This is a genomic window from Parachlamydia acanthamoebae (genome assembly GCF_000875975.1).
Lineage (GTDB): Bacteria > Chlamydiota > Chlamydiia > Chlamydiales > Parachlamydiaceae > Parachlamydia > Parachlamydia acanthamoebae.
Genome location: NZ_BAWW01000003.1, coordinates 151,885 through 163,951, shown reverse-complemented (window position 1 = coordinate 163,951; position 12,067 = coordinate 151,885). Strand labels below are relative to the sequence as shown.

Sequence of the window (12,067 nt, the reverse complement as noted above, 5' to 3'; positions counted from 1 at the left end):
AAAGAGATATTAAATTTGGTATGAAGAGGTTATGCTTGATACCAATTATGAAAATTAGTCGGACTTAAAAGAAAAGAAAGCAAAGACTTATTCAAAGCTTGGTTTTTTTCTTGTTGGCGACTTGCAATCGTTGATTGAAGTTTCTTCAAGGGGGTGTTTTGAACCGTACTTGAGGTTACCAGCGCAAGAATATCTAAAATTCCATGTACGACGTCGATGTGTTTCTGCCAGAGAGCTTGAGGTTCATTCTGTTGAATATACTGAATGTCTTTTTTAAATAAATCGATTAAAATTTTTTTCTCATTTTGAGAAGAAGCAATTTGATAGCTAATGTATGTCGAGAATGCATCAATTCGATTAAAAGAAGTTTTTTTTTCGTCTTCTTCTTGATTGGCATCAACATTTTTATTATGGACATGTAACTGATGTGGACCGAGATTGTTTATGCAAAAATTAGAAATTTGTGTATTCCAATATTGATGGGCTTGCATGATGTGTTTCCTTAATTTCTTATGAAATGTGTCGTTTAGCTATTAAGTATGGAAAGTTTAATTGTAAGCTTAAAGAGATCTATGCAAAATTTATATAGCAGATTTACAGCTACTTGCATAAGTTTATAATAAGTGGAATAATATTTAAATAGTTAAATAATTGCTTAGTTTTTATAGGGGAATTAATCCGCAGGGCAGGCGCCAGATAAACAGGTGTCATCGAAGGCATTACCTTGTAAGCGAAGTCCTTCATATGAAATAGGCTTTAAAGTTTTGACGTAATCGTCGTAGGTAGTCTTGGAAATAACTTCTTGGGGAAGATAGGCATAGCCAAGATCCTGAGCATTTTTTGTCGGGTCATTTCGAAGTAAAAAAGAAACCCCCACATAAACATCCCAATGCGTGAGAAGCCAATCGATGATTTCCGGGATTTCGGAAGGATCATAAGAAATTGTGGTGGATACATTTTGTTCGGACCATGATTCTTGTAGAAGACGATACCATTCAAGTTGAACCACAGCGGAATCTGTATTGATGTCTATTTCTTCAACTGTTCCGTTTTTGTGCGTAACGAGAGCGTGTGTGAAAGGGATTTTTTCGTATCTAATTGGAAATTTAACCAGAACGGACTCTAGTTCAAAAGGCTTTTCCATTACTTCATAACCCGCATTCTTCAAGCGATTAACAAGAGGGTCATATTTTGAAAATGTGATAGAATTTAAAATGTATTTTCCGAGAGGAAGATGGATTCCTTCTGGAACCTCCCCCCATTCTTCTGTCCCCATGATTTTACTTAATGTGCCGCTTGGCTTAACGCAGGTTACATTTTTTGGTAGCGGACTGTTTAGTTCATTCGCCATGCTATAAGCTGCACTAACAGCAATATTTTTCATTCTTTTGTAATCATAGGCTGAAAGAGGATTTGCTCGAATCCCTGTCAGGCCTACACCGCATAAGTGCAAGAATTGGTTATTCAAATGCCAGGCTTCTTGGAGAATTTCATCGCGTAGATCAACCATGGTTTGTCGATAATTCATTCGCGCTGTTAGATAGAGTGCTCGTTCAAGCCCGGTTTTATCTCCTAAGAAAGCTAAAAGATTGACTTCTGAGAGATTGCAAAAACTTTTATTTCCTAGTAAAACTTCGACACATGGATTACAGCCTTTGAACCAGGGGGCACGTCGCTCTGCCGCCTCAGCATTAATAAGGCCGGGTTCAGAACCTCCTGAATCAATCATTAGCTTGAAAATGTATTCAAGCTCCTCTTTAGATGGTTTGGTTCTAAAAAGCAGGCTATTATTTGACTGCTGCCGGTGGGCGTTATCTTTTAACCACCAATCCTTTTTGGAGGTAGCAAATTCTTCCCATTCGGGTTGTCCATATTCGAAAAGGGCAATTTGCGCAGAACGACGGTTTGATAAGAGGGTGCCAAGCCAATTCACAATGTCCAAGATATCGATGCGGGTCAAAAGTTGATCTGCACGGTTAGATAAAAGAGTTGCAATGGCTTTAAAAGCTTTGCTCATGGGAATATCGCCCGAAGATATCCATCCATATCCTTTGACTCTTGCTCCAGCAGGGCGTATTTCTGAAAAATCTAAGACCAGTGTTTTAGCAGGGAATTTACCCGCAATCAGTTTTCCGATGGCCTTTGCCCAAGCGCTTGCAGAATCCCCAACTTTGATTGTCCATGTTTGAGAATGAGGATCATAGTGTTCGACATTATGCTCAAGTCCGCCTTTTTGAATGCGTTTGGATGGGATGATTTGAATGTCTTCTAGTGGTTTTCTAAGGCCATTTAACGTTCCAATAATCGGTTTGAATCCGACTCCACACCCCTGTAAAAGGAGCCATAAAACATCGACAACATCATAGACAGTCTCTACATGTGTGTAAGCGCAATTAAACATGCAGGATTCTCTTACTTGGCTAAGTTCTGTTCCCCCCAGCCACAGCGTGCGTCCGGCAGGAGCGATGCGTCTTTCTAGAATAAGAAGACGTGTTTCTTCCAACTCTTGCATTTCATGGGCATTGAGATTTCGACCTAAAGCTCTTTCCCAGAGCCACTGTTGATGATGGATAACTCTGTTAACAACCTGATCCCAATTTTCAAGAAAATCGGTTTCTTCATCTAGGGGGCGGTGATATGTCCTAAGAGATGCAGCCATGGCTCTTGCTGTAGGTGTTGTCATCACGATCCGCTTTTGTTAAAAATTCATTTTTGGGAACAATGTATTTTGATAGATCTTATAAAAGCCTAATTGTTCTTGGTATAAATCAGGCGCGTATCGATCGATACCAAAAAGGAGGCATTCTTTTTTTTGCTCTATAGATTCTGCTAGCGTTTGAATGCGTAAAATTTGATTGGGAGTGGCTTGCACAAATTTTCCCGTTGTATTGATGTAGTAAGTGAGACCTTCTTTGTCACAATAAAATTTCACTCCGAGATAGCGTAAGGAGGGGTTAAGGGGGGATTCTTGTAAATCGGTCGGAAGATTAAATTGGGCATCCCACTGCATTTTATCTTGAGAATGTAATGCACAATAGTATGTAGAACCTTCTTTTAGAATAAGGCGGTATTTTTCTTCATAAATAAAGACTTTCATTTCCTGAGGTGTTTTTAGCAATTGAATAAAACATCTAAAGCTTCCTAAGGGAGTAGTGAAGACTATATTATTTTCTAGCTGTGAATTCAAAATCGCTTGTTGTTTAATTTCACAAATCTCTTCAAAAGCTTTTTGGAAGGCTCTGATTTGTTTTTGTTGGTAGTTAATTAAAGCCGCGTGAATTTTGAGTTTTAATTGTTCTTTTTTAAACGTAAGGAGAAAATCTTTTTCCAGGGCGATGTGAAGAGGTGAAAGGATCTCAGCAATGATGCTTTCTTTGAAAGGGGGGGTATAAACATCCCCATGTTTTGTATAGTGTATGTTTCTCAGATAAAGATCCATTGCGCGTACGGCTTCAATGATATAAGCCTCGAGAGCGATCACTTTTCCGGTTTTTCTTCTGAAATGATGGCATTTCCCAAAATGTTGATAAAGTAGTTGGAGCATCGGTTGTCGTTGTAGATGTTCATTATCTTGTGTAATTCTTCCCTGTAAATAAGGCATCAAAAACGAACTAACAAAATTTTTAATATCTTTTCGCAGTTTTTGGGATTGACTTGTTTTTAACCTACGGATGATTTCTTCAGTCAGATTAAAAGAGGGAGAGAGGACAAAATGGAAGCGAATTTTGTCAGAAAAGCTTGCGAGTATCGAATCAAAATTGTCCTTTTCGACTGTTTGCAAAATCGTGATTGTTTTGCGCATCACAACATGAAGGGCAAGTTCTTGAATTTTTTTTAGATCAATTTGGTTGTGAAGAGGATAATTTTTAATAACAGCGCTGTGTAATTCATTCACTAAAGGAAGTGTCGATTGTGTTTCGGGGGGTGAAAATGTATCTGTGATAAAATTTTGCAGATAATCCGCAATGAATTGCTTTAAGGGCTTTTCTGGGAGGAGGGGTCCTTTCTTCATGGAAATGGATGCTGGAATGGCGATTTGACAAGGGGTGACATTTTTGGACGAAAGGAATTTAAGCATTTTGTCGGCGATTTCTGCAGAAGTTAAAAATCCTTGAAAAGACAAAAAATTCTGTATTTTAGATAAAAGACGAATGAGGCCCGAGGATTGCTTTTTTGCTTGAACTCTAAAAAGAAACCGTTGTAGGGCCTCTCTTTCTTCTTTAGTGAGTTTTTTAAGCTCTTTTTCTTGTTTTTGAAGAGATTTTAGCATCTTTAGGGCGGAAATTTTTTTAAATGGGATTTGGACAGCTTTTGTTTCAAAAAGTCTGACCTGACGGCCTTTGTAATACAAATAAGAGTGTGAGCCAGTTGGAGAAAAGGTGGCCGTTTTTAAAATGTCCTGAATCGAAATTTTTAACATGTCATTTTTCTTTATGTTAAAAATCACCTTCTTCTTTGCGTTCTTCTACTTCTTCTGGACTGAGAGCTTCTTCTTCGTCGTAGTATTGATCATCTTCATTGTCTCCTCTTTCATCGGCGGGAGTCATGAAGGGCTTTTTTAAATGGTCGCTTGGTCCTTTTTCCTCGTCGCGATCAAAATTAAGGGGTTTAGGGTCATCAGGATTTCTTTTTTTACGTGACATATTCACCTCTTTATTTGGCTTTCTAATTTTTTATATATATAAAAGAAAGCATTAAAGAGAAGAATTCTTCACGATGGTGATTGTTTGGATAAAAGAAAGTGATGGGATAGAGTCGCATAGATCCCTAAAAAGATTAAGGACCTATGCGACTAAAACTATAAAGTGGCTAACAAAGTTTGATTCGTATAGCTATGGATTTTGACGTTTTGTAAGGTCCCAATGAGTTCTTCACCTCCTTCAAACACAACATTTTTCCAGCATCGTGTACGTGCTTTAAGCAAGCGAGGATCTTTGGTACTTGGTCTTTCAACTAATACCTCAAGGGTTTCGTCGAGCAGGTTTTGACGCTGTTTTGCATAGATGTCTTCTTGAAGTTGCATTAAGGCTTTTAACCGTTGATCTTTCACTTCTTCGGGGATATCATCTTTCCATCGCATTGCGGGGGTTCCTTTGCGCGCACTATATGCAAAAATAAAGGCGACTGCATACTCGGTCTCTTTTAGAATACGATAAGTCTCTTGAAACTCTTCGTCTGTCTCCGTCGGGAATCCTACAATAATGTCAGTTCCTAGAGCAACATGGGGAACAAGCTCTCTTAGCATCGCCACTTTTTCTAAATACTCTTCAACGGTGTACATGCGATGCATTTTTTTAAGAATTCGATTAGAACCTGCTTGAATAGGAAAGTGAACAAATTCACATAAGCTTTTTAAATCTCGGATAGCCAGCATGAGCTCTCTCGAGATATCGACAGGGTGGCTTGTCATAAAACGGATTCTCTCCAAGCCGGGAATGGCATCTAATTTCTCGAGCAAATCGTGAAATAAACATCCCCATTCAGGAGCATCTTTCCCGTAACTATTGACATTTTGTCCCAAAAGGGTAATTTCACGATATCCTTGAGAGACGAGGTGGCGACATTCTTCGACAATATGTTCGGGGGGGCGTGAGACTTCTTCACCGCGAGTGTAAGGAACCACGCAATAGGTGCAATACTTGCTGCAGCCCCGGATAATGGAAACGTGTGCGCTCACTTTGTTGTCCCGCTTTGCGCCCATATAATCCAGTTCGGTTTCGAACTTAGTGTCGGTAAGGGATGTTTGCTTTCCGGTTGAGATAACGTCATCTAATACGCGGTTTAGATCGTGGATGTTATTGGTTCCTAAGACAAAATCGATATGCGGAACCTTGTGAAAAAGAGATTCTTTTTTAGCATTTGCCATGCATCCAGTCACACCAATAATGGTATCGTGGTTCCGGTTGCGCCCGAGCTTTCCTAACTTGCCCATCACTTTTCTTTCGGCCAAGTCACGAATAGAGCAGGTGTTGAAAATCAGGAGATCAGCGGTTTCTTCTTCCATGGATCGGACTAACCCTCGGTTTTCGAGAATTCCCACCATCACTTCGGAGTCAAGCTCGTTCATTTGGCAACCATAGGTGCGCACATAAAATGTTTTTGGATTTCGCATGAATGTTCTCAATTAGATTTTAATTATAAAGTGTTGCAACGGTTGAATAATAAGATGTTGATGACTAAATTCACGCATTGCGTTATATATACGAGTTTTTTATTGCGACCATTTTAGGGGATAAGGGGATCTTTTTCAAGGTTTCATACAAAAAACAGCAAGAAGTGAAAGATTTGAAGCAAAAAAAGTTGGCAAAAAACGACATAAAGCGTATGCTCTCAATATGATTTATCACGAAAACTTTGTATAAAAGGTCAATTATGACGAAAAATCTACAAAAAACATTTGTGCTGAAAAAGCAAGATATCAAGCATCAGTGGTTCTTGCTGGATGCAGCAGGGAAAACGCTTGGTCGCTTTGCTTCTGAAGTCGCAAAAATTTTACGAGGCAAACATAAGCCTACTTTTACTCCACATGAAGATGGGGGAGATGGCGTAATTATTATTAATGCCGATAAAATTCGAGTAACAGGTGCCAAAGAAGGACAAAAAGTCTACCATTACTATACTGGGTATATGGGTGGTATGAGAAAGATCCCTTATCGCACAATGCTAGCGCGTAAGCCTGGTTATATTCTTGAGCACGCAATTAAAGGAATGATGCCTTCAAATCGTTTGACTGATGGTCAATTGACAAGACTGCGTATTTTTGCTGGCGAAGAGCATAATTTGGACGCTCAAAAACCCATTAAAGCTAACATATAGTAATTAAAGAGGTATCACTTGGAAGAAACAGTTGCAACAGGTAGACGCAAAACTGCAGTCGCCTCAGTGCGCCTCCGTACGGGCACTGGAAAAATTGATATTAATGGAAGAGCTCTCAATGAGTATTTCCCACTTGAAATTCAAAGACAAGTTGTATTAGCTCCTTTTGAAAAATTAGGCGGCGTTCAAAAACATGACATCATTATTCGCGTGAACGGCGGCGGAGTTGAAGGACAAGCTATTGCGATTCGTCTCGGTCTTGCACGTGCATTAGTTGAAAATCAAGAAGATCTTCGCCCTGATTTTAAATCTGCAGGATTCTTGACACGTGATTCACGTAAGAAAGAACGTAAAAAATACGGACGAGCAGGAGCTCGTAAGCGCTTCCAGTTCTCTAAACGTTAATTCCGTCTGGACGCTTGTACTCCCTCTTTTCAAGGCCACTGGTTTTTCAGTGGCTTTTTCTTTCCCTCTTGTTTGCATTTAAAATAAAGTCTTCACGCAGATTAGTTAATTCGTTATAATAAAAGATAAGGATTATAATAATTTTTTCTACTCTTTTAGTTGGGGAGTTTAAAATATGTCAATTCCAGAGCCTTCAAATCGTTTATCATTACCATCTTCTTTATCTAGTTCAACAATTGAACAGCAGAAAACGGAAGAACAAAAACCGGGATTTATTCAAGGTCGGGAAAAAGTTACTCTTGTGACTCAATCAGGTTCTACCAAAATTAAAGATCTTTCCAGAACTATCCAAGATTTAGCAAAAAATGTTTTCCGAGCCCAAAGTCAATTAAGTGCTCACTCTGCTTTGATTGTCAGTGGTGAAGAAATAAAAGATAAGGGAAATTTGGAAGAGGCGGTTCGCCATTCCAAAGAAAATATTAAAGACATTGAATTGCAGCTTGCCCACGCAGAATCTGGGCCTGCACGTGCAAAATTAGAAAAGGATTTGCATGTCTTAAAAGCTCGTGTAGAAACCTTAACTAAGCAGTACGATACCCTGGTTAGTGAAAAGGATGCCAGAGGGGCAGAAGGGGCGATGCGAAAGGAAATCAATGATCTTTTACTTGAGGGATCCAAAGATCCTCTCAAGGCGGCACAAAATTTCGAAAAAGCCCATGCTAAGTTAGCGGTAAGTGATCCTCATGGAACACAGTTTCCTGAGCTGCAGCAAAAAATGCAAGTCTATGCGGGTAAGTATTTAAAATTATCATCCGAAGAAAGAAGCATGGAGAAAAAACTGGAAAACAGAAATTTTTCCAGTAAAGATAAGGTCTCTCCTGAGAAAGTCTCTTCCAGAGAAGCGAAGGTCATAGAATCTCTAATTCGCAAGCATGTCGCAGTATTGTCACTAGAAACTGATCCGCAAAAAAAAGAAAATCAATTTGAAAAAGTGAAAAATTTAGCTAGAGGTTTTGGCACTAGTCAAGCTTTTTTGAAGAATTTTCTCAATGATGATCAAAAAATTGCAGGACTTGATGCTAGAACAAGAGCTTCGTTAGAAAGTGCAATGCCGCAAACTCCGATTTCGAGTATGCGACTACTTTTGCGAGAAATTAGTACAGAAAAAGCAAATTATTTTAAAACTGAACTTCAAAATAAAGCTCCTGTAGGTGAAGGATCTCCATCTACGAGAGTGGAAGTTCCTGAAGCTAAAATCTCTTCAAGTGAAAAAAAAGAAGCTCAATTTAAAATTGGGTTAATGACCTATTTATTCAATCGACCAGTAGGTAAAGTTGCAAATAAACTGAACGACTTAGCCGTCAATAATTTAAAAATTGAAAAAGTCATTGAATTCGAAATTAAACATGTTGCATCTAAATCGGTTGAAGAATTGACAAAAGCAGATAATCAACAAATCAAGACTCTTAGTACCCTTATTCAGCAGGAAAAAGACGCCTTAGCTACATTAAAATCAGAACTCGTCGCTAAAGGTCCTAGTCGGTTAGCTTCGGATGTTGAAAGGGCCATTTTAAAGCAAGAAAGTGTGGTTGCCCGCTTAGAGACAAAGCTGGATATTTTGAAATCTCAATCTGGTGATGACTATAAAAAAGGTGTAAATCTTAAGAAAAGCATTGAGCAATTTATACAAGAAGCTCTGTCAGGTCCAGAACACACAGCAGAATCTTTATTTGCTGCATTTGAGGCTCAAAAACAATTGGCATCTCTGGCCGAAAAATCTCAAGGTCCTTTACAACCTGAACTCAGGCAAATGAATGAAACCGCAATAGCTAGACTCACATCTCCCGAAGTGAAAGAGGCATCGAAATTAACAAGTGATGAGGCAAAACTAAAGGCGCAATTATTAAAAGCAGAATCCAGCAAGGATCTTCAAACACTGAAGGCATCGCCGGCAGAAGTAAGAAATATGCTGGCCAAAGAAATGTTAGAATCGATGGTTTCTGAAAAATCTTCCGAAGAGAAGGAAAACACCGTTAGTCAACTAAAAGCCCAGATGCAGGCATGGAATACATCCATTCTATTATCAGCGAATGCAGGTTTTAAAGAAGTTTTTACGACTTATGATAGGTTTGTGGGGGCTGAGGCAGAAAGAGCTCGTTTAGATTTTTATACGCAAAGAGCTGATGTATTAAATGAAATCGCCGTAAAGGGATTTCCTCGAGATCTAAAAGCTAAAATGGATCAACTACATGAAACTGGAGCTTCCCAGGGAGCGCATATTTCAAAAGAATTGGAAAAGGTGGAAGTTAAGTTTAGTGCATATATAAACACTAGAACAAGAAAAACAAGTTCGGAAAAAGGAATTAGTGAACGGCTGCAAAAAGATCGGCCATCTCTTAAAGCTTCAGATGAGAAAGCAGCGCTGACTTTGGTCACTAAAAATGCTGAACTAGCCTTATCCAAAGCTGGAGCACCCGAGGCTAAAAAATTAGCTGAAGAATTAAATAGGCTAAAAGAAGCAGCGGTGGGAAGAAGCATTCAGCAGCGTTTTAGAGATGTGCTCAAAATGAACCGTTCCTCAGAAACGCAAGATCCCAAAGCAATATGGAATACCGTGGCAACAGACCCGGAACTAGCAAAAAACCTGGACGTTCTTCGTCAACAATCAGCACAACGCATGCAAAATATTTTGCAAGATATTGGAACTCTTTTAGAAACTGAACCAGGGAAAACGCAAGAGCAATTCGATAAGTTAACAGAAGAAGTTCAGACATATACAGCATTTATGCTTGAAGGTGGTCAAGAAGATCATGCTGTGCAAGCATTGAGTGTAGGAATAGAGGCAGAGATCTCGAAAAAAATGGATCGTTTGCTGGCCCATTCAGACACTGAGTTTGAACCAAATTTGGCCACATTGCAAATGGCGAGCGGGATTGTCTCCAGAGGCCTTACAGCTTTACCTGCTTCATTTCAAGCGAAGGCACGTGCACAGATTGGCTCATCAGAAGCTTTTAAATCGAAAGTTGAAGAAATTTTGCCACGATTTTCTGCTTTATTCAAAAGTAACGCAAATGAAACCGCGCTTATTTCCTCTAGCTTGCATCAGGTGAGAACATTAGCAAGTCTTGCTCAAGTTGAAAGTTCTAAATTAACGTTTTTAGATGAAGCAACCATTCAGAATAACTTTGTATCAGCTCACAAAGAGTTGGTAAGTTCTACAAGGCGTGAATTAGAAGAAGGTCAAAAAGGTTATGATAAGCTTCTAGTGCAAAAAGAAGCATTAAAAAAAATCTTAACACCAGAAGAAGGCGCACATTTGGAAAATTTTCTAGAAAAGTTTGACCAATATTTAAATCAATTGAAGCCAATTGCCGATCAATTTAATGAAATCGAGAAAAAAGATGCTTCAGAAGCCTCAAGTGCGCAGGCTGCAGGAGTTTTGGAGTCTGCCGCCTTTAAGCAATTAGCTGTTGCGATTAAGGATACGCTGGGAGTCCAGCAAGGAATGGGACAAATTAATACAAAAGCAGCTCAAGTCATTGCGGAAGGAAGGCCTGAAGCAAAAGTCTTTCGAGATGCAGATTTGGGAGTTCAGTTTGTACTGATCAAACACCCCGTCGATAGATTTTTAAAATGGCCAGGTCTTTTAGATAATATGGTAAAAATCATCGAGAAAAAGAAACCAGAAGAAGGCAGCCAGTTAGCTGGGGTTCAAAATCGATTTGCTCAGTTGAAACTTCAAGTCGAAGCGCAAGCCCAAGAAATCAACAAGGGCTAATCGACAATTAAATCAACGATAACGGGCAGATGATCTGAGGGGAATTGTTGGTCAACTTTTGCAGGTTCAATGGCATGCAAGAGAACCGTAATTCCCCCTCCTACGTAGACATGATCTAAAAACACGCCGGGAGTTCCTGTACTTAGAAAACGATTATCAAATCCCCCTTTTTTTGTTTCCCCGTCATCATTTGTATAAGTCGATAAAGGTCCTAAAAAACCGAGAAGGGATGTATTCTGCGCATTTAATAGCCCAGCAGATGTAAGAAGACGATGTAGGTAATCTCCATCGTAAGCAGGGAACTTTTTGATATCTTGTCGATGGGGGAACGTATTCAAATCAGCTGTGATAATAACAGGTAATCTTTTTGCCATTTTGCTTATGTGAGAGGCCATGAATCGAACAGAGTAATCCCTGGAATCAATCGAGCCAAATGCGACATGGGCGTTCGCAATGGCAAATCGTTTGCCTGTCACAAAGTCTTCTAGTTCTAAAATGGTCAACGTTCGGGCAAAGGAATAGGGATCTTTTCCTGGTGTATGAGGAGTAGAGGACATAAACAAAACAGATTCATTGTCGACATTAAAGCGGGATTTTCGATAGAAAATACCGTTGACCTCTCCTTTCATTTTTCCATCTAACGTTCCCTTTCCATAGAAGGCGTATTCATCTCCCAAAAAGCTTAAAAGATCTTCCACTTGGTCTTGTTGCAATTCTTGGGAGCCTATTAAATCAGGATTTATCGCCTGAATCAATTCCACAACTCTTGAGCACCTATTTGGCCAGCGGTGGACCTCATCTAGACGGTTGTCCATATAATTAAACAGCATATTGTAAGAAACAACCCGTATTTTTTCTTCCTTGCGTCCTAATCCCTCTTGTATTTCTATCCACTGGTTCTGTGAGTACTTCCATTGAGAAAGCGATTCTCCTTGTTCAATCTGTTCCATTAAAGGAATAATTGAATTTGAAATTTCGCCTAAACATAATCGAGAAAGACAGCTGAAGAAGAAAAGGGCTCGTAAGAAAAGCTTCATTGGGTAATCCTAAGCTATAATTTTCCCTATT

Annotated in this window: 9 protein-coding genes; 3 read left to right on the top strand and 6 right to left on the bottom strand. The window is 39.3% G+C overall.

What is annotated here, in order from left to right:
* Positions 1-29 precede the first annotated feature (29 nt).
* The 5 genes from AOM43_RS01880 to miaB form a co-directional block, all read right to left on the bottom strand.
* Positions 30-491: a hypothetical protein gene (locus AOM43_RS01880; RefSeq protein WP_059358799.1), complete on the bottom strand. Its 462-nt coding sequence runs from the start codon at positions 489-491 to the stop codon at positions 30-32.
* A 182-nt stretch (positions 492-673) separates the two neighbouring features.
* Positions 674-2,683 (bottom strand): ribonucleoside-triphosphate reductase, adenosylcobalamin-dependent, encoded by a 2,010-nt coding sequence (gene nrdJ, locus AOM43_RS01875; RefSeq protein WP_006342605.1) that lies wholly within the window; start codon positions 2,681-2,683, stop codon positions 674-676.
* 15 nt (positions 2,684-2,698) lie between these two features.
* Positions 2,699-4,420, bottom strand: a complete 1,722-nt coding sequence (locus AOM43_RS01870) for a hypothetical protein (RefSeq protein WP_059358797.1) — start codon at positions 4,418-4,420, stop codon at positions 2,699-2,701.
* Positions 4,421-4,436: 16 nt separating this feature from the next.
* Positions 4,437-4,643 (bottom strand): hypothetical protein, encoded by a 207-nt coding sequence (locus AOM43_RS01865; protein WP_006342607.1) that lies wholly within the window; start codon positions 4,641-4,643, stop codon positions 4,437-4,439.
* A 155-nt stretch (positions 4,644-4,798) separates the two neighbouring features.
* Positions 4,799-6,112, bottom strand: coding sequence for a tRNA (N6-isopentenyl adenosine(37)-C2)-methylthiotransferase MiaB (gene miaB, locus AOM43_RS01860; protein ID WP_006342608.1), 1,314 nt, complete (start codon positions 6,110-6,112; stop codon positions 4,799-4,801).
* A gap of 260 nt (positions 6,113-6,372) precedes the next feature.
* Between miaB and rplM the strand changes: the two genes are divergently transcribed.
* From rplM to AOM43_RS01845, 3 genes are all read left to right on the top strand, one after another.
* The gene (gene rplM, locus AOM43_RS01855; protein WP_006342610.1) at positions 6,373-6,816 is read left to right on the top strand and encodes a 50S ribosomal protein L13; all 444 of its coding nucleotides are present in this window, start codon (positions 6,373-6,375) and stop codon (positions 6,814-6,816) included.
* 18 nt (positions 6,817-6,834) lie between these two features.
* Positions 6,835-7,221, top strand: a complete 387-nt coding sequence (gene rpsI / locus AOM43_RS01850; RefSeq protein ID WP_006342611.1) for a 30S ribosomal protein S9 — start codon at positions 6,835-6,837, stop codon at positions 7,219-7,221.
* A gap of 175 nt (positions 7,222-7,396) precedes the next feature.
* Positions 7,397-10,999 (top strand): hypothetical protein, encoded by a 3,603-nt coding sequence (locus tag AOM43_RS01845; RefSeq protein WP_226987360.1) that lies wholly within the window; start codon positions 7,397-7,399, stop codon positions 10,997-10,999.
* Here AOM43_RS01845 and AOM43_RS01840 read toward each other — a convergent pair.
* Positions 10,996-12,036: an endonuclease/exonuclease/phosphatase family protein gene (locus tag AOM43_RS01840; protein ID WP_006342613.1), complete on the bottom strand. Its 1,041-nt coding sequence runs from the start codon at positions 12,034-12,036 to the stop codon at positions 10,996-10,998. The two genes, AOM43_RS01845 and AOM43_RS01840, sit on opposite strands and share 4 nt — an antisense overlap.
* Between the last annotated feature and the right edge of the window lie 31 nt (positions 12,037-12,067).